General features: G+C 63.7%; 16 protein-coding genes. 12 read left to right on the top strand and 4 right to left on the bottom strand.

Features of this window, described 5'->3' with window-relative positions:
- Positions 1-10 precede the first annotated feature (10 nt).
- Positions 11-1,108, bottom strand: coding sequence for a hypothetical protein (locus ACOGJC_RS15950; RefSeq protein WP_419845983.1), 1,098 nt, complete (start codon positions 1,106-1,108; stop codon positions 11-13).
- Positions 1,109-1,184: 76 nt separating this feature from the next.
- Between ACOGJC_RS15950 and ACOGJC_RS15945 the strand changes: the two genes are divergently transcribed.
- The 8 genes from ACOGJC_RS15945 (at position 1,185) to ACOGJC_RS15910 (ending at position 12,108) form a co-directional block, all read left to right on the top strand.
- The gene (locus tag ACOGJC_RS15945) at positions 1,185-1,946 is read left to right on the top strand and encodes an SDR family NAD(P)-dependent oxidoreductase (protein WP_419845982.1); all 762 of its coding nucleotides are present in this window, start codon (positions 1,185-1,187) and stop codon (positions 1,944-1,946) included.
- Between the two features lie 292 nt (positions 1,947-2,238).
- Entirely contained in the window at positions 2,239-2,553 is a 315-nt protein-coding gene (locus ACOGJC_RS15940) for a Zn-ribbon domain-containing OB-fold protein (protein WP_419845981.1), read from the top strand.
- Positions 2,553-3,740, top strand: a complete 1,188-nt coding sequence (locus tag ACOGJC_RS15935) for a lipid-transfer protein (protein WP_419845980.1) — start codon at positions 2,553-2,555, stop codon at positions 3,738-3,740. Before ACOGJC_RS15940 ends, ACOGJC_RS15935 begins: the two co-directional genes overlap by 1 nt.
- A gap of 52 nt (positions 3,741-3,792) precedes the next feature.
- A complete protein-coding gene (locus ACOGJC_RS15930) occupies positions 3,793-5,010 on the top strand; it encodes a cytochrome P450 (RefSeq protein ID WP_419845979.1) in 1,218 nt (405 codons plus the stop codon).
- Positions 5,011-5,116: 106 nt separating this feature from the next.
- Complete coding sequence (locus tag ACOGJC_RS15925) at positions 5,117-6,301, top strand: sugar ABC transporter substrate-binding protein (protein WP_419845978.1); 1,185 nt, start codon at positions 5,117-5,119, stop codon at positions 6,299-6,301.
- A 127-nt stretch (positions 6,302-6,428) separates the two neighbouring features.
- On the top strand, positions 6,429-7,433 hold the full coding sequence (locus tag ACOGJC_RS15920; protein WP_419848254.1) for an ABC transporter permease: 1,005 nt from the start codon (positions 6,429-6,431) through the stop codon (positions 7,431-7,433).
- Complete coding sequence (locus ACOGJC_RS15915; RefSeq protein ID WP_419845977.1) at positions 7,430-8,974, top strand: sugar ABC transporter ATP-binding protein; 1,545 nt, start codon at positions 7,430-7,432, stop codon at positions 8,972-8,974. The genes ACOGJC_RS15920 and ACOGJC_RS15915 overlap by 4 nt, the downstream gene beginning before the upstream one ends.
- Positions 8,975-9,093: 119 nt before the next feature.
- Complete coding sequence (locus tag ACOGJC_RS15910; protein WP_419845976.1) at positions 9,094-12,108, top strand: M16 family metallopeptidase; 3,015 nt, start codon at positions 9,094-9,096, stop codon at positions 12,106-12,108.
- 43 nt (positions 12,109-12,151) lie between these two features.
- Here the strand turns inward: ACOGJC_RS15910 and ACOGJC_RS15905 are convergent, their stop codons facing one another.
- Genes ACOGJC_RS15905 through ACOGJC_RS15895 form a run of 3 tightly spaced genes read right to left on the bottom strand, consistent with a single transcriptional unit; the run spans position 12,152 to position 14,995 of the window.
- Entirely contained in the window at positions 12,152-13,711 is a 1,560-nt protein-coding gene (locus ACOGJC_RS15905) for an AMP-binding protein (protein WP_419845975.1), read from the bottom strand.
- Positions 13,712-13,770: 59 nt separating this feature from the next.
- Positions 13,771-14,178, bottom strand: coding sequence for a nuclear transport factor 2 family protein (locus ACOGJC_RS15900; protein ID WP_419845974.1), 408 nt, complete (start codon positions 14,176-14,178; stop codon positions 13,771-13,773).
- Between the two features lie 4 nt (positions 14,179-14,182).
- Entirely contained in the window at positions 14,183-14,995 is an 813-nt protein-coding gene (locus ACOGJC_RS15895) for an SDR family NAD(P)-dependent oxidoreductase (RefSeq protein WP_419845973.1), read from the bottom strand.
- 286 nt (positions 14,996-15,281) lie between these two features.
- On the opposite strand from ACOGJC_RS15895, the gene ACOGJC_RS15890 reads away from it, so the two are divergent.
- The 4 genes from ACOGJC_RS15890 to ACOGJC_RS15875 are packed head-to-tail and all read left to right on the top strand — an operon-like array spanning position 15,282 to position 18,649.
- Complete coding sequence (locus ACOGJC_RS15890) at positions 15,282-15,515, top strand: Zn-ribbon domain-containing OB-fold protein (protein ID WP_419845972.1); 234 nt, start codon at positions 15,282-15,284, stop codon at positions 15,513-15,515.
- Positions 15,512-16,663 (top strand): thiolase family protein, encoded by a 1,152-nt coding sequence (locus tag ACOGJC_RS15885; RefSeq protein WP_419845971.1) that lies wholly within the window; start codon positions 15,512-15,514, stop codon positions 16,661-16,663. Before ACOGJC_RS15890 ends, ACOGJC_RS15885 begins: the two co-directional genes overlap by 4 nt.
- A 4-nt stretch (positions 16,664-16,667) precedes the next feature.
- Positions 16,668-17,894: a cytochrome P450 gene (locus ACOGJC_RS15880; RefSeq protein ID WP_419845970.1), complete on the top strand. Its 1,227-nt coding sequence runs from the start codon at positions 16,668-16,670 to the stop codon at positions 17,892-17,894.
- Complete coding sequence (locus ACOGJC_RS15875; RefSeq protein ID WP_419845969.1) at positions 17,891-18,649, top strand: SDR family NAD(P)-dependent oxidoreductase; 759 nt, start codon at positions 17,891-17,893, stop codon at positions 18,647-18,649. The genes ACOGJC_RS15880 and ACOGJC_RS15875 overlap by 4 nt, the downstream gene beginning before the upstream one ends.
- Positions 18,650-18,716: the final 67 nt, after the last annotated feature.

Below are 18,716 nucleotides of genomic sequence, written 5' to 3'. Positions count from 1 at the left end.
CTCTCGCCATCTACGGGGCCACGGCAGCCCCGTCGCTCAGGCCGTAGTCGGGGAACGGGCCGAAGAAGCCGTGCTCGTAGAGGCCGAAGCCCTCCTTGCCCTCATAGCTAAAGCGGGCAACGTGGTCCACCACTCCGTATTGGCCGATGGGCTTGACCTCAGTATCAACGTCGTACACCTTGCCCTGAACCACCAGTTCGGGGCCCTGGTACATGCCGTGGCGCCAGTCGGCGTCCATGCCGTAGCCGGTGCCCACCGACACGTAGTTCACCAACAGGGGCTCGCAGTCGATCTCCAGGCCCGATTCGGGGAAGGAAATGGTGGAGTGAGACAACACCCGGGTGCCGGACTCGAAGGTGTGGTCGTGCTCGGGCCGGCCCAATTCCTCGTCGGGACGCCCGTCGGCCCAAATGCGCTTGGCCTCAACCAGTTTCCGGCTTCCATCGGGCTGCTCGTGGTTCAAATAGAGCACGGCGTGGTCGTCGAACAGCATCGGAAAGTAGTTCCACATGCCAGCCATGACATTGGAACCCTCGCGGATGCCGTCCGACTCGGCCTCGCCCACTGGGCGGATGCCCCACGAGCGGTCGCGGGCGCCCCCCCACTTGTCGGGGGTTACCTGGAAATCCTCGCCGCCCACCGACAGGGTGCCCTCCCAGCGGCCGAGCTGGGCAAAGCGCTGGGTGTTGAACACCACGCGGCCCTCATTGCGGATGTGCTGGTTGGGCTCGGCAATGGGCCGGATGGCCGCATGCCAGGTGACGTCCATGGCAATGGTGTGCTCGCTGGGCTCCACGATGACCCGTAGCTTCTTGAGCGGCTCGATCACTTCGATGCGAATGGGGCCGACCGTCTGGTCCATGCGGTCGGTGAGCGGCCGAGACGCCCGTACTACGTGCTGCTTGGCACCCCGTGCGACGCAGCAGAAAGCGTCGTGGACGCCCAGGTTCGGATATTGCCCCATTCCGAAGATGGCAAAGAGCTCGCCGCTGGAGCTGTGCAGGTTGAAGTAGTAACGGTCGTAGAAGTTGCGGTCGGTGGTGGCCACGTGGCGGATCCAGTCGGGGGACTGGTGAACCGGGAAATCGTCCCAAGATGAGATGCTCATTGCTGTCCTTTCAGTTTCCGTTGCGCGGTCGCCTACCTTATGTGCTCGTAACAACGGCATTAGAAGGCAGATGGGCATGAAAAACACCATGGAAGGCAAAGTGGCTTTGGTGACCGGGGGCGCCAGCGGGATCGGCCAAGCGGCCGCGGTGCTGTTCGCCCGCAGGGGGGCGAGCGTCGCGGTGGCCGACCGCAATACCGAGGGCGGGGCCGAGACGGTGGCACTGGTGGAGGCCGAAGGAGGTCAAGCCCAGTTCTTCGCCACGGATGTAACCGACGAAGACCAAGTGGCCGCCCTGGTGGCGTCCACGGTGTCGGCGTTCGGCCAGCTCGACTACGCCTTCAACAACGCGGGCATCACCCATCCCTCCCGGCTGTTCCACGAGCTCACGCTCGAGCAATGGGATGAGATGATCGCCATCAACCTGACCTCGGTGTTTCTGTGCATGAAGCACGAGATCATCCAGATGCTGGCCCAGGGCGGCGGAGCTATCGTCAATACCGCGTCGGGGGCGGCGCTGATTCCCGCTCCCGGACAGCCCCATTACACCGCGGCCAAGCGAGGCGTGCTGGGGCTTACCACCTACGCGTCCGATGAGCTCAACAACAAGGGCATTCGGGTCAACGCCATTTGCCCGGGCATGATCGACACCCCGATGGTGGCGTCGTGGCGGGAGTCGAGCCCGGAGATGGCCGAGGCGGTCATTCAGATGATGCCCGGCGGGCGTTTGGGGCTGCCGGTGGAGGTGGCTGAGGCCGCGGTGTGGCTGTGTAGCGACGAGGCCCGTTGGGTGTCGGGCGACACCATGGTGGTGGATGGGGGGATGCTTAACCGTTAAGCGCGCGTCCGGGCGGGGCGCGGCGCGCGTCCGGGCGGCGGGTCCTGTCGCCGGAGGCCGGCCTGGCCGTCGGTGCGGCCAGGTCCGCCACCGGCGCCACCCACCGCCCTTGGGGGTGCCACCTGCCGGTCGGACGCCATAAGGTTTTGGTGTGAGTATTCGGACGCAGGTTCCTGCTGTTGAAGGGCTGTTTACGCTCGATACCGACGAGCCTCGGCTTATTGGGGGCAGGGGTCGGAGGCGGGGGTCTTATTTTTTTCCTAAAGCCTTAGCTGGGTCTGATCCGGCTTGTTTGGGGGAGGAGATTGATGAGGTGCTGCTTAGTCGTACTGGGCGGTTGTGGTCGTTTACTACTGGTGAGTATGCGCCGCCGGCGCCTTATGTGATTCCTGGTGATGAGTTTGAGCCCTACGTGATTGCGGCGGTGGAGTTGGCCGATGAGCGTCTGGTGGTGCTGGGGCAGGTGGTGGATGGCGTTTCGGCAGGGGATCTTTCGGTGGGTATGGAGATGGAGTTGGTGATCGATGTGCTCTACTCCGATGAGGAGCACGACTACCTGGTGTGGAAGTGGGCACCGGTCGGTATGAGTGAAAACGGAGAACAGTGATGGATGACATCGCCATTTTGGGTGTGGGCATGCACCCCTGGGGCAAATGGGGCCGCAACTTCACCGAGTACGGCGTGAAGGCGGCCCGCGACGCCCTGGCCGACGCCGAGGTGGACTGGGAGGAGATCCAGTTCGTGTCGGGGGCCAACAGCGTGCGGTGCGGTTACCCCGGCTACGTGTCGGGTTCCACGTTCGCCAACGCGCTGGGATTCACCGGCTGCCAGCTAGCCAGCTCCTATGCGGCCTGCGCCTCGGGAGCCACGGCCCTGAGCATCGCCCGGGCCCAGATCCTGTCGGGGGTGTGCGACGTGGCCCTGGTGGTAGGGGCTGAGACGACACCCAAAGGGTTCTTCGCCCCCAACGCCGGGGAGCGCCACGAAGACCCCGACTGGCTCCGGTTCCATTTGGTAGGCGCCACCAACCCCACATACTTCGCGCTCTATGCCCGGCGGCGTATGGAGCTGTACGGCGACACGCCCGAGGACTTCGCCGCGGTGAAGGTCAAGAACTCCCGCCACGGGGTGTTCAACCCCAACGCCCGCTACACCAAGGAGTACGACGTCGACGACATCGCCAACTCCCCGATGGTGGCCGATCCGCTGCGCCTGCTGGAGATATGTGCCACCTCCGACGGGGGCGCCGCGCTGGTGGTGTCGAGCCTGGAGTGGGCCGCCAGTCGGGGCGTGACCGACCCGGTGCGGGTGTCGGGCATCTCCACGGTGAGCCCCACCTATCCCAACAGCGTGATCGAGCTGCCTTATCTGGCGTCGGACTCGTGGGCCGCGGCCGGCGACGAGACCATGACGTTCAAGGACAACATTGCGGGCCGGGCCTACGAGGAGGCCTCGGTGTCCCCCGAAGACCTGGACTTCGCCGAAGTGTACGACCTGTCATCGGCCTACGAGCTCGATTGGTACGAGCACATCGGCCTGTGCGAGCGGGGCGAGGCCGCCAAGCTGCTGCGAGCGGGCGATACCGCCCTGGGCGGGCGCATACCGGTGAACCCGTCGGGCGGGCTGGGCGCCTTCGGCGAGGCCGTTCCGGCCCAGGCCATTGCCCAGGTGTGCGAGATGGTGTGGCAGCTCCGGGGCGAGGCCGGCCACCGCCAAGTGGAGGGCGCCCGAGTGGGCCTGTCGATCAACCACGGCATGTTCGGCCACGGCTCCTCGGTGATCTGCACGCGGTAGTCGACCGATCCCGTCTCGGTGGGGGACGGTCCCTCCTGGCTAGAGTGCCGCCATGGCACCACCTGATCTGCTGAGCTCCGACGAGGATCGCTACGAGGTGTACCGGGTTTACCGGGACGATTACCCGTGCTTTCACGATGAGGCGTCCGACACCTGGTTCGTGAGCCGCTACGCCGATGTAGAGCACGTGTTCAAGAACCCGGATTTCAGCACCGACATGTACGAGTGGATGATCGAGCCAGCTCACGGGCCGACGCTGTTGTCCAAGCACGGGGCCGAGCACTCCCGCTACCGCAACCTGGTGGCCCCCTTCTTTAGGGGGGCATTGCTGGAGGCCGACTTCATGCCCATGATCGAGGCCCAGGCTCGCTCAATGATCGACCAGTGGATCGCCGACGGGAGCTGCGATCTGGTGGAGGGGCTGTCGCGGTATCTGCCCATCAAGGTGATCGTGGCCATGCTGGGCCTGCCCGACGAGGACCATCCCAAATTCCAGGACTGGTACGAGTCGATCAACCGGTTCGTGTCGAACATCAACCAGGACCCCGACATCATTGCCGAGGGCGAGCAAACCCGGGTGGAGTTTCAGGACTACCTGATGCCGGTGATCGCCGAGCGGCGCCGCAACCCCGGCAGCGATCTCCTGTCGAACCTGGTCACCGCCGAGATCGACGGCAGCGGCTTGTCGGACATCGAAGTCAAGTCGTTCACCAGCCTGCTGCTCACCGCGGGGGGAGAGACCACCGACAAGGCCATTGCCAGCCTGTTCAAGAACCTGCTGGAGCACCCCGACCAGCTCGAGCAGGTGCGCAACGACCGTTCCATGGTGACCATGGCGGTGGCCGAGACCTTGCGCTACAGCCCGCCGGCCCACTGGATCCAGCGCCTGCCCCACGAGGAAGCCGAGCTGCCCTCGGGCACCGGCACCATCCCTGCGGGAGCCACGGTGACCGGCATCATCGGGGCGGCCAACCGGGACGAGCGCAAGTACACCCACACCGATCCCGAGCTGTTCGACATCAACCGCCAGGACCTCCCGGCGTCCAGCGCCTTCGCGGCCAACGCCGAGCACACCACGTTCTGCTTTGGCCGGCACCACTGCGTGGGCTCCTATCTGGCCAAGGCCGAGATCGAGGCCGCGCTCAACATCGTTCTGGACCGCACCGAGAACCTCCGGTTGGCCGACGGATTCGAGGCCAAAGAGGTGGGCGTGTTCCTTCGGGCCCCGGCGGAACTCCATGTGGAGTTCGATCCGGTGGAAAGCGAGTAGGCATCTAGGAAATTGATGTTGAACTTTGGTGGCGGTTATACGGGTTTCCTACTATTGGAGCCTCATACATTGGACAGATGCTGAATCGTCCAGAGAGGGGACAACTATGAAACGCTCTTTGTGGAAGCTGCTGGCAGCACTTCTGGCGTTGACGTTGATTGCCGCCGCGTGCGGCAACGATGACGACGACGCCGCAGAGCCAGCGCCTGCCCCGGCTACGGAGGCTCCGGCCCCGGCGCCGACTGAGGCACCCACTGAGGCTCCGGCTCCTGAACCCGAGCCCACTGAGGAGATGGCTCCCGAGCTGCCCGACATCACAATCGGGTATCTCCAGTGGATCTACGCCGACGAGGCCGGCAAGCGCATCGAGGATGCCGCGAAAGAAGCGGTGGACTTCCTCGGCTGGGGATACGAGACCTGCGATGCCGCCGGTGACCCGGCGCAGATGCCGGTGTGCGGCAACCAGCTGCTCGATGCTGACATCGACGTGATGCTCACCGACGGCATTCCCGAGGCGTTCATTACCGACGTGCTTGAGCGGGCCCAGGCCGAGGGCGTGCCGGTGCTGTCAGCTGGCGGCGAGGTGGATCCCCGCGATTTCTACATCGCTAGCTATGCCTCCGACGACACCGACCTCGGCGTGCAACTCGCCAACTACTTGATTGAGCAGCTTCCTGACGGGGGCAACATCATCGTGCAGACGGTGCCCACCGCGTGGAGCGACAAGCGCATTACCGGACTCAACTCGGTTATCGAGGGGACTGGAATCACGGTTGTCGACCAATGGGAAGGCGACTTCGCCAACCTGGTTGCTGGTACCGAAGCAGATGTGACCACCAAGTTGCAGCAGTATGACGATGTCGACGCTGTATGGATCAATTTCTCGGTGGCCTCCATCGGTGCTGCGTCGGCAATTGGTGCCCTGTATCCCGACGGCGACGATCCAGACCGACCGCTGTTGGTCACTTTCTACGCCAATCCAACCACGGTCAACGACATCCGCGACGGTCGGGTAGATGCTGCGGTGGACGAGAAGCTGGAGTGGCAGAGTTGGGCCCAGGTGGATGCCGTGGCTCAGATGCTGGTCTTTGGCGAAGAGCCGAGCCAGGAGCGGGCCCCGAGCTACGACGGTCGGATCTTCTCGGTACGGCAGGTGGTCACCATTGACACCGTCAATGCCATGCCAGCCGACAGCACCGAGGTTCCTGCACCGGATCCCCCCGGTGACTATGAGGAGTACTTCCGCAACAAGTGGTGCGGCCAATTCAGCGGAGTCGCCAACTGCGGCTGAGGGTCTGAACTTGCACTCTTGGTGTAGGTGACTACATCCGATGGGGCCGGTGGCAGCTATGTCTGCCACCGGCCCCATCGCGTACTACCTGCTACTTTGGCCTTAGGAGGCTCTAGACGTGTCTGAAATGGATTCAATCCAGGCCCCTTCACCAGGGTCAAGTGGCAGGCTTCAGGATTTTGACCTGCTGAAGGTCATCTCACGCTTTGGGGTGATCATCACGCTGCTGGCCAGCATCCTGATTTTCGCCATTCTCAACGACCGGTTTGTGGAGATCGACGGGATCCGAACCAGTCTCAACCTGGCCTCTCCGTTGCTGATGTTGGCTCTGGGCCTCACTGTCGTCTTGGCCATGGGCGATTTTGACTTGTCGGTAACCGGAATCCAATCGGCGGCCGGGGCCATTGTGGTCATTCTCATTGTCAACCATGACTGGTCTTGGTTGCTTGCCGTATTGATGGGCTTGCTGTTTTGCCTGATCGCAGGTTCAGTGAACGGCCTCCTTGTCTCTTATGCAGGGATGCCCTCATTCATCACAACTCTTGCCACCGGCCTGATATTGATCGGAACCAGATATGAGGCTGCTGATGGTCGCAACATCACTGGCGCAAAAGACCTGCCTGCCATCTACCGAGACTTCGGAGTCGGCAGGCCGGATCCATGGTTGGAGTTGCATACACCGGTATGGATAGCCGCAGGGCTGGCCATTCTCATGTGGCTTCTCATGGCCAAGACTGAGGCTGGGCGCTACATGTATGCAATCGGCGGGAACCCTGAAGCAGCACGGTTATCAGGTATAAACGTCAAAGCTCTACGAGCCCTTGGGTTTTCTGCCGTTGGCTTTATGGCGTTGTTTGCTGCGGTCACTTCGACGGCAAGAACTGCTTCGTCGGTGGCAGACAGCGGTTTCTCAACGCTCCTTGGAGCCTATGCCGCAGCCTTTTTGGGAGCGGCCGCCTCAAAGCGGACCCTGTTCAACGTGCCGGGAACCGTGCTAGGCGTGATCTTTCTGCAGGCTGTTGACAGAGGGCTGATCTTGGAGGGTTACAGCACCGGCGTCCGGGATATAGCCAAGGGCTGCATCCTGTTGTTGGCGATGGCGTTCACACGCATTGGCGCTTCCCGGCGATGACCGCGACACCGCTGGCGGAGTCGGCACCTCTGCTCGAAGTCTCTGATGTCACCAAGCGCTACCCGGGCGTGCTAGCGGTCGACGATGTGACCGTATCGCTGGAGGCCGGCCAGATCGTCGGACTGGTGGGCAAAAACGGAGCGGGCAAGAGCACGCTCATCAAGATCATCGCGGGGGCTGAACACGCCGACGAGGGCCATTTGCAGCTGAACGGCGAGCCACTGGAGTTGCACCGTCCCCACGATGCCACCGACGCCGGGCTGGCCTTCGTTCACCAGGACTTGCAGGACGTCGGCGACCTATCGGTGGCCGAGAACGTGATGATGGGCTTGGGCTATCCCCGCAAGATGGGACTGTTTGTGGACTGGGCCGAGCTGTACCGCCTGGCCGCTGAGCCGATCGCCCGGCTGGAAGCCGACATCGACCCCCGCGAGCCCGTGGGGGATTTGAGCGTGGCCAAGCAGCGTCTGGTGATGATTGCTCGCGGTTTGGCCCAACAGGCTCAGCTCTTGGTGCTGGACGAGCCCAGCGCTTCGCTTACCGATGAGGAGATTGAACACCTGTTCGCCGTCGTGCGGCGATTGCGAGATGACGGAATCACCGTGGTGTACGTGTCGCACCGACTGGAGGAGATCTTTGAGCTGACCGAGCGGGTGATCGTGATGCGCAATGGCGAGCTGGTCGCCGACGAGCCCACCACGTCGTTGGATCGCGCCTCGCTGATCACCCACATCACCGGCCACGAGCATGCTCAAACGGCGACCGAGCGAAGAGCCAGCCGGGGGGTAGGTGGACGCCCCGACACGGAGGCAGTGTTGGAAGCGGAAAGAGTGACCGCCGACACCGGCGTACACGGTTGCACGTTCGATGTGCGAAAGGGCGAGATCCTGGGCCTTGGCGGGTTGATGGGTAGTGGGCGTACAGAGTTGGTTCGAGCAGTCTTTGGTGCCGATCATCGTCAAGACGGCACAGTGCGGGTTCATGGCCGCGAGATCCACGGCAACCACCCGTCCGAGTCCATGGCGGCTGGCTTGGCCTTTTTGCCCGAAGACCGGAAAACCCAGGGCAACATCATGGACTTCAGCGTGCGCAACAACATCACGCTGGCCTCCCTGGACCGCCACCGGATTCGCCCTCGGGTACCGGCCCCGTCGGGACGGTCGGAGAAGCAAGCAGCCGACCGCCGGATCGGCCGCCTGAGCATTGCCACTCCCCACGACCGCCAGCTGGTGCGCCTCCTGTCCGGCGGCAATCAGCAGAAGGTGGTGATCGCCAAGTGGTTGGAGCAAGGCGCCGACGTTTTGATCTTCGACGAGCCGACCATCGGGGTAGACGTGGACGGCAAAGAGGAGATCTACGACATCATGGAGGAGCTGGCCGCCGAGGGGAAGGCGGTGGTGTTCATTTCTTCCGAATTCTCTGAGTTGGTCGGCGTGTGCCACCGGGTGCTGGTGCTGCATGAAGGCCGCATCGTCGGTGAGCTGGAGGGTGACGCCGTCTCCGAGCCGGCCATTGTGGAGATCTGCTACAGCCAGCACTAATCGCCCTGTTACGCTGGGGCTTATCGCCGTGTGGTGTGGGTTGTGTCACTGGAGATCAGTACTGTGTTCGGCCACGGGCTCTGTTGAGCCGTAATGAAGACTGACCACCAGAGGCGGGCATGAAGAAGCTCCTAATCCTGTTGTTCAGCGCGGCCCTGATCGCGGCCGCCTGCTCGGACAGCGAATCGCATATTCCGGTAACCGGGCAGATCGACACGGGCGAAGACACGGCCGCCGACGAGGCGGTGCCGACTGCGGAGGCAACCGCGGAAGCCACCGCTGAGCCCACTGCTGAGCCCACTGCGACGGCTGAGGCTGATGAAGATGCAGGAGAAGTAGCTCAGCCTGAGACCCCGCAAGCAGATGACGGGTGTCAGACAGCCGGAGACGACGGCCCCGCAGCCGATGAGGGATTGCTACCGGTGGATCCCGACGTGAAGATCGGCATGCTGGACAACGGATTCACCTACTACGTGCGGTCCAACGACAGCCCGGGCGGTGCCCTGTCTCTGCGGCTGGTGGTCAACGCCGGATCGTTCAATGAGCCGTTCGCGGGGGCCAACTTCGCCCACTTCCTCGAACACATGCTGTTCAACGGCACTGAGAAGTATCCGGGCAACGAGATCACCAATGCCCTGCAAGACATCGGGGTGGAGTTCGGCCCCGACATCAACGCCTATACCTCTTACGACGAAACGGTCTACATGCTCGACCTAGTTATCGACGAGGAGGAAGACTCGGTGGCGACCGCCTTCGACGTACTGTCTCAATGGGCCCATGCCGCCACCATCGACCCCGATGACGTGGAGGAAGAGCGGGGGATTGTCCGGGACGAATACCGCCTGAGGGACGAGTCCGGCCGAGGCATTATTTTCGACGTGTTCGACCGGATGTACGGCCAGGGCACCCCTTATGAAGGACGCTCGCCCGGTGGGACGGCGGAGAACATCGAGGCAACCACCGCGGAGGACCTACGGGCCTTCTATGAGACGTGGTACGTGCCCTCCAATATGGCGGTGGTGGCGGTAGGCGACCTGCCCCGAGACACGCTTGAAGACTTGGTGGAGGAGTACTTCTGCCACATTCCGGCCGGGGATGATCCCCCTGTGGTCGACAATTGGTCGGCGTTGAATCCGGAAGCGACCTTCGATACCGCCACCTCTCCGGAGCAGTCTTATTCCTATCTCTCCCTGGACATCCGTCTGCCGTCTTGGGATCCCAACACCATTGAAGGCGACCGCCAACTGTGGATCGAACAGATCATCAGCATCATGGTGGAAAACCGCTTGCAGGACGGCTACGAGCAGGGCTTTTTGTCGCAGATCGACCCGACCCACTGGACGTCGTTCGCCCATACCCGGGGTTTGCGGTACTACGGCACCAACCTCCGGGCCGACGACTTCTCAGCCGCCCTCACCGACTATTGGTCTTTGCTGCTGAGCCTTGAACAGCATGGCTTCAGCGATACCGATCTGGAACGAGCAGCCAGAGCGATCAGGGCTGACTTGGAATCAGCGATAGAAGCTGAACCCACCTTCCAGGATCGCCAACGCGCCGATCGATATACGGCGCACTTCTTGGGAGGCACCGATATCGGAAGGGTGGAAGACACTGCGGCGAGGGTCGATGCCCTGCTCAATGAACTCCAGGTCGACGATCTCACCGAACGCTATCGGGAGATCTTGGCTGAAAGCGGGCTGATCCTGATCGCGGTGGGCGCTGATCCTTCGCAGGTTCCCTCGGTCGAGGAGATGAGGGCTGCCCTGGAGGCGGCCGCGCCGGGCGAATTGCCGGCCCAGACCGGGGAGGCGACCGAGTTGTTGGCTACGCCCGATCCGGTCGATCCGGTGAGCGAGGGGCCGATAGAGGCAATCGTCGATGAACTCGATGATGCCTATGAGTGGACATTCGCCAACGGGGCCCGGGTCATGTACGCCTACTCCGATATTTCAGAGAACGAAGTCGGTCTGGACGCCATCTCCTGGGGAGGTTGGTCAGCCCTTTCCGAAGGCGACCGGCCTCTTGCCCAGTACCTGGCTACCCGGGCGGTGGGCAACAGTGGGCTGGGCGAGCTGAGCCCGGCGCAGATTTCCCGCTTCCTGGACGATCGCAACGCCCAAGTGCGGCCCTACATCTCCGAGACCACAGAAGGAATTTCGGGGGTATCCGACACCGAAGCCGTGGAGACGATGTTCCAGCTCATGCACCTGTACATGACCGCACCCCGGGTGGATGATCAGGCCTTTGGCGAGGCGGCCAATGTCGGCGACATCATCGTCTCGCTGTCGCTCTCCGATCCCGATTGGCAAGAGGCGTTGGCCTATCTCGAAGCCCGTCACAGTGAGTCATTCGGTTGGTTCAACCTGGTTCCCTCCCAGGAAAGGTTGGACTCGCTTACCCCTGAAGGTCTCTTCGACCTGTACCAGCGGCGCTTCGGCGGGGTGGACGACCTCGTGGTGGTGGTGGTGGGCGACGTAGATCGCGACGTTGTGGAGCAAATGGCTCGGACCTATGTGGGGACTCTTCCCGCCGGGGAACCCGACAGCTACGTGAACCGCCGAGCACCTGAGCCTCCCGGCATCGTGCGCCGTGAAGTCGTGCTGGGCCCGGATATCCAATCCACCTCGGCGACCTATTACTACGAGGCCCCCATAGAGGTGAACCCCGCCACGCAAGTGGCCGTCGACTTGCTCGATGTGATTCTGGACGACCGTCTGGTCGATGACGTCCGAGAAGACTTGGGCGACTCCTACGTCGTGAGTGTGTCGATGGGCCTCAGCTTTACCCCAGAGCCCAGGATCAGCAGTGAAGTCTTCGCTTCGGGCGATCCTGAGCGTATGCCCAGGATCGAGGCTGAGGTGGCCCGAATTCTGGCCGGGATGCAACTGGGAGTGATCAATGCAGAAGAGTTCGAACAGGCTCGTGCTGTGGTGGGCGACGACTATGAGCTGATTGACAACGGCGACCTCACCAACGTGCTGCTTCGCCGGGTCTACGCCAGCGATGACGAGCTGCCCACGCCCAGGCGGCTCATTGAGGAGCTGGAGAACATCGGGCTCGAAGACGTGAAAGCCTTGGCTGAACTGCTGTTCGATCCTGATCGGCACATCCAGATCGTCCGGGTGCTGCCGTAGGGATGTGTTCTGGCTGGCGGCTGTATGGGATCCGCCGCCGGAATCAAACTTGGCGCTCCTCGTCGGCCCAGTGGGGGTCGCGTAGCACCCGCTTGAGGATCTTTCCGGTGGGGGCCTTAGGCAGCTCGTCCACAAAGGCCACCGAACGGGGCTTCTGGTAGGAGGCCAGGTTCCGGCGGGCGGCGTCGATGATCTCGTCCTCGGTGGCCGTCATGCCCGGCTTGAGCACCACGTAGGCCATGACCGACTCGCCCCAAGTGTCGTCGGGCACACCGATCACCGCGGTTTCCAGCACCGCCTGGTGGGTGGCGATGGCCTCCTCGACCTGTACCGAGTAGATGTTCTCGCCGCCGGAGATGATCATGTCTTTGGCCCGGTCGACGATGAACACGTACCGCTCGTCGTCCCAGGTGGCGATGTCGCCGGTCCACATCCAGCCGTCTTTGATGGTGTCGGCGGTGAGGTCGGGGCGGCGGAAGTAGCCCAGCATGTTGGCCTCGGACCGCACGATGATCTGGCCGGGCGTCTTGCCGTCGCAGGGCACGTCGTTGCCGTCGGGGTCGACCACCCGCACCGATGTCACGAACCCCTCCCGGCCGCACGACCGCAGCCGCTCTGGTCGGTGGTCGTCGCGGATGGCCCGGATGTGGTCCTCCTGGGCCAAGAAGCACATGGTGGTGCCCTCGGTCTGGCCATAGCCCTGGATGAGGGTGCAGGGGAACTTGTCCATGGCTTCGGTGATGACCCGCGACGGCATGGGACCGCCGCCGTACTGGATGTTGCGCAGGCTGGAGATGTCGTAGTCGTCGAACCCCTCCACCGCCATCATCCAGTTCAACATGGTGGTGACGCCCAAAAAGGCCGAGACCTTCTCGGATTGGATCAGCTCCAGGGCCAATTTGGCGTCGAAGTTCATCAGCACCAACGGGCAGCCGTGGGCCAGGTAGTTCATGGCCAGCACCACCGGAATGTGGAACATCTGCCCGGTGAGCATGTACACGTCGGTGGGGACGATGCGCTCGGCCACCGTCTGGTTGAGCATCCCGAAGTAGACGCTGCGGTGAGAGTGCAGGGCGCCCTTGGACTCACCGGTGGTGCCCCCGGTGTAGAGGATGAACAGCGGGTCGGTGTCGCCAATGTCGGACGATCCCTCGGGCTCAGCGTCCGACGATGAGGCCACCAGCTCTTCATAGGAGCCGTCGCCGCCTTCGCCGTACTGGAGCCAGTGCTCCACCGAGCTCACCAAGCCGGCCAGCTCGGCCGACTCGGCGGCGTATGCGCCCTGAGTGATGTAGGCCCGGGGCTCGCCGTTGTTGACGATCTTGGCCAGCTCAGGGGCCGATAGCCGCCAGTTCATGGGCTGGGCCACCAGACCGGAGCGTCCGCACGCGAAGTACAGCGCGGCGTACTCCACCGAGTTCTGGCTCAATATGCCGACCCGGTCGCCCTTTTCCAGGCCCAGGCCAATCAGCCCGTTGGCCAACCGGCGAACGTGCTCGTCGAAGGCCGCGAACGTGACCCGCTGGCCGGTGGTGGAGTCGATGATCGCCTCGCGGTTCGGCGTCTGCCGGGCCCACTTGGCGGGAATCTGGCCGATGTTCATCTTCGGCTCCTTTCTAGAGAGCGGTACCGATGTTCATGGCCGCTTGTGGCTGACCCCGCCTAGTAGGGCAGGTCGAGAGCCAAGAAGCGCTTTTGGATCTTCCAGTCGTCGCCCACCTGCACGCAGTCATCGGTGTACACGCCGCTGGAGAGGACGCTTAGCTGGCCGTTCTCCACGGTGATGAGCACCAGATAGCTGATTGCGGTGATGGAGTCCTCGGTCTCGTTCTCGAAGTAGAGGTTGGTCACCACGTGGCGGCGCTGGTCGGTCTGCTCTTCCATCGCCCCGCTGAACAGCCCGGCGATGGCTTCCGACCCCTCAAAGGTGATCGGGTCGCCGCCGGCGATGGTCATCGCGAACACCGGATTGTCGGGGGCGAACATCCCGATGAGGAAGTCGCTGTCGCCCACGTCGTAGGCCACTCCCGCGTGGTTCAAAAGCTCGGTTACCGCTTGCTTGTCTGCCATTGGATTACTCCATTCCCAGTTGCTCTACCGTGCCTCGCCATGCAAGCGAGCCACCGTCGATCAAAATGTACGCGCCGTTGATGAAGCCGGCCTCTCGGCTGGCCAAGAAGCACACCAGCTCGCCCACCTCCGAGGGAAGTCCCAAGCGGGGGATGAGCGAGGTGTTGATGAGCGCCTTCTCGAACGCCGCCGGGTCGTCGGCCTGCTTCACGAAGTCGGTGACCATGTCGGTGGCGATGGCGGTGGGGCCATAGCAATTGACCCTGATCCCCATCGGGGCCAAATCCACCGCCAGGTTCTGGGTTTGCAGCCGGATACCGCCCTTGGAGGTGCCGTAGGCCGCGTTGTTCGGATAGGCCGACTGGGCGCCGGTGGAGGCCGCGTTGACGATCGATGGCCAGTCGCTCTCTTTGAGGTAGGGGAGGGCAGCCTTCGAGCAGATCCACGGGGCGACGGCGTTGACCTCCACCACCTTCCTGAACACATCGAGGGACATCTGCTCCAAATTGCACTGGTCGGCGGGGGCTAACCCGCTCTCGTGGATGCCGGCGTTGTTGTGCAGCACGTCGATGCCGCCGAGAGCCTCGGCAGCGGCCGCCATCAGCGCTTCAACCTGGCCGGTATCGGTCACATCGCAGTGCTGGTAGGCCGCAGTGCCCCCAGATGCGTTGATCTCGTCGGCGACCGCCTGACCCTGCTCGTCGTTGAGGTCGGACACCATCACTTTGGCGCCCTTGCTGGCCGCCACCCGGGCGGTGGCCGCTCCGATTCCGGTCGCCGATCCGGTGATGACGAATCGCAGTCCTTCGATGCCCATTTATGCCCCCTTGTGCGAGATACGGCCCGCAGCGTAGGCGGCTGGGTTGGTGGCTGTAAAACGATGGCCCGACACAGAAGGCGAATGCAGGGTGGAAGATGTCTGTTGGTACATTTGGCCGGTGCCTACCGTGTCTACAACCCCGCCAGAGCGAGCGGGGTCGGATCCTCGGCCCGAGTTGGTACTCAGCAATGGCCATGTCGAGTTGGCTGGCAGCCGGTGTCCGAATTGCCGCCATCCCATGACCACGACGCCGCCCCGATGCCCAGTATGCGGTCATGACTCCATGGAGGCTGCCACCTTCGGCCCACGGGGCACGGTATTCAGCTCGACGGTGCTGAGGATTCCTGTGCCGGGACGGACTCCGCCATTTACGTTGGCCTATGTAGACATGGATGACGGCCCCCGCATTCTGGCCCATGTGGTGGGCCCCGATGAGGCCCTGGTTCCCGGCAGCCGAGTGGTGCTGTCGGGCTGGAATGGCCACGGCGACCCGGTAGTGGAGAGGTGCGGGCCATGACCGGTCGGAGCGCAGCCATTTGGGGGGTGGGGACCTCGGCATTCGGCAAGCAGACCTCTCTGGGCGGCCCCCGGTTGGCGTGGCAGGCGACGACAGAAGCGCTCGATGACGCCGGATTGAAGGCCACAGACATCGAGGCGGTGTACGCCGGCTCGGTGTTCGGTGATCCTGGCACCGTTACCCGCAGCCTCCAGCAGATCGGCATAGTGGAGGTTCCGGTCATCACCATCGAGAACGCCTGTGCCAGCGGGACTTCAGCGTTTCATGAAGCCCGCATGGCGGTGGACACTGGCCGCTTCGAGCGGGTATTGGCTTTCGGCATCGAGACCATGACATCCCACTTCGAGGGGGCCATCAGCCCCATTGCCTCCGATCCCGACGGGGCCCAGGGCTATGCCATGCCCAGCATCTACGGCATGTCGGCAACCAGGTACCAATATGAATTCGGGGTAACCAGCGAGCAGATGGCTGCGGTGGCGGTGAAGAACCGTCGCCACGCGGTGGGCAACCCCCGAGCCCAACACCGCAAGACCGTCACCCTCAAGCAGGTGCTGAGCAGCCGCATGGTGGCCGATCCGATCACCCTTTTTCAGTGCTGCTCCATCGCCGATGCTGCGGCAGCTGCGGTGGTGGGGCCGCTGGGTGGGTCTGGTGAGCCCTCCCAGGAGGTAGCCATCCGCTCCAGCGCACTGCGCTCAGGACGGTTGTGGGACCACACCACCGACAAGGTGTGGGGCTGGGACATCGTGGCCGACACGGCGGCCCGGGCCTATGAAGAGGCCGGGGTGAGCGTGGAAGACATCGACGTGTTCGAAGTCCATGATGCCTTCACCATCGGCGAGATCATCACCACTGAGGCCTTGGGGCTGTGCGAATTGGGCGAAGGCGGGCGACTCGTGGAGTCGGGCCATACTTCGTTGGGCGGCCCCCAGCCGGTCAACCCGTCGGGTGGGCTCTTGTCGCGGGGTCACCCGCTGGGAGCCACGGGTTTGGCTCAGATCGCGGAAATCGTCTGGCAGCTTCGGGGCATGGCGGCCGACCGCCAGGTGGCCGATGCCCGCCTTGGCGCGGTGGAGACCATGGGCGGCGGAACGGCAGGGATCGACGGCAACGCCTGCGTGGTGACCGTGCTGGAGCAGGTGGGCTGACCCGGTGAGCGATCGGCAAACCTTGGCTATCGACGATGAGGTCTTGTCGCCGGAGCGGATCGCCGATCCCCATTCCTATTTCTCTGTGCTCCGCGAGCACGACCCGGTTCACTGGAATGAGAAGTACCGAGCGTGGTTCATCCACCGCTACGACGACGTGCTCGACGCGTTGCGAGATCCCCGGTTCTCTTCCGAGCGCATCGGCGCGGCCTACGACCGTCTAACCGACGAGCAGAAGGCCCAGCGCCAGCCCACCTACGACATCTTGATGGACTGGCTGGTGTTCCGGGATCCGCCCGACCACACCCGGCTGCGGCGATTGGTGAGCCGGGCCTTCACCCCCCGAGCGGTGGAGGCTTGGCGGGATCGAGTGACCGGCGTGGTCGATGAGCTGATCGACGGCTTGTCCGACGAGGAGCACTTCGACCTGATTGAGGACTTTGCCTATCCAATCCCCGCGGTGGTCATCGCCGAGATGATGGGGGTGCCCGCCGAAGACCGCGACCGGTTCAAAGACTGGTCCGACGATGTGATGATCCTGGTGTTTGGCGCCCGCGGCGTGGGGGACCGTCGGGCCCGAGCCCAGCAGGGACTTATCGAGCTGGCCGCCTACCTGGGCGACCTGGTGGCCCATTACCGACAGCATCCAGCCGACAACATCATCTCCAACCTGGTGGAGGCCTCAGAGGGCGACGACAGCCTGGAAGACCCCGAGATCGTGGCCAACTGCGTGCTGTTCCTCTTCGGCGGCCACGAGACCACCACCAACCTGATCGGCAACGGCATCCGGGTGCTGCTCAACCATCCCGGCCAGCTCCAGAAGCTGCGGGAAGACCTCTCGCTGATCAAGCCGGCGGTGGAGGAGATCCTGCGGTTCGACGGGCCGTCCAAGATGGAGGTCCGCACCCTGGCCGATGAGGTGGACATGGGCGACAAGACGCTCCCCGCGGGCGACATGGTGTATTTGGTGCAGCACGCTGCCAACCGGGATCCCGAGGCCTTCGACCAGCCCGACCGATTCGACATCTCCCGCGACCCCAACAACCACATCGGCTTCGGCTTCGGGCTGCACTTCTGCCTGGGCGCGTCGGTGGCTCGCCTCGAGGGGACGATCGCCCTGGAGGCGCTGGTCCGCCGCCTGCCCAATTTGGAGCTGGGGCCCGAGCCGGAGGTGTGGGTGCCCACCATGTTGAGCCGGGGACTGGAGCACTTGCCGGTGAGCCTCACATGAGCACGGCGCAGCCTTTGGAGGGTTTGGGCGCGGTGGTCACCGGAGCGACCGGCGACATCGGCGGGGCCATCGCCCGGGTGTTGGCTGACCAAGGGGCTCGAGTCGGGCTGGTGGCCCGCCGGGTCGAGCGGTTGGAGGAGTTGGCCGGCGAGTTGAGAGATGGCGGCGCAGAAGTTTCTGTCTCCCCCTGCGATGTGACCGATCCCGACGCGGTGTCAGTCACCGCCGAGGCCATTGGCGAGGGGATTGGCCCCATAGACATCCTCATCAACAACGCGGGCGGGGCCCGTTTCACCGCTCCGGTGCTCGACATCAACGAACCGGGCTGGTCGAAGACCGTGGCCCTCAACCTGACCGCGCCGTTCTTGGTTTCGCAGGCGTTCGGGCGATCGATGATCGAGCGGGGCGGGGGCAGCATCGTCAACGTGGGCTCGCTGTCGGGCTTGCGCCATCTTCCGGGTATGGCGGCCTACTCGGCGGCCAAGGGCGGCCTGTTCCAGCAGACCAAGGCTCTGGCCCGGGAGTGGGCCCCTCACGGCGTCCGGGTGAACGCAGTGGCCCCTGGCTTCGTCGACACCAGCGGGTGGGACAGCTACGACAAAGACGCGGTGGTAGCCGAGGCCGGCATCGGCATCCCCCTCGGCCGCTGGGCCACCGCCGAAGAAGTCGCCCTGCCAGTAGCGTTCCTCGCCTCCCCAGCCGCCTCCTACATCACCGGAGCCGTCCTGGTAATCGACGGCGGAATGCTGGCCTAGCAAGAATCGACGAGAGGGCCGGTGGGTGGCGCCGGAGGCGGGCTTGGCCGCTCCGACGGCCAAGCCG

It is taken from the genome of Candidatus Poriferisocius sp. (assembly GCF_965204015.1).
In the GTDB taxonomy this organism is placed as follows: domain Bacteria; phylum Actinomycetota; class Acidimicrobiia; order Acidimicrobiales; family Bin134; genus Poriferisocius.
This window is presented reverse-complemented; position numbering and strand designations above follow the sequence as displayed.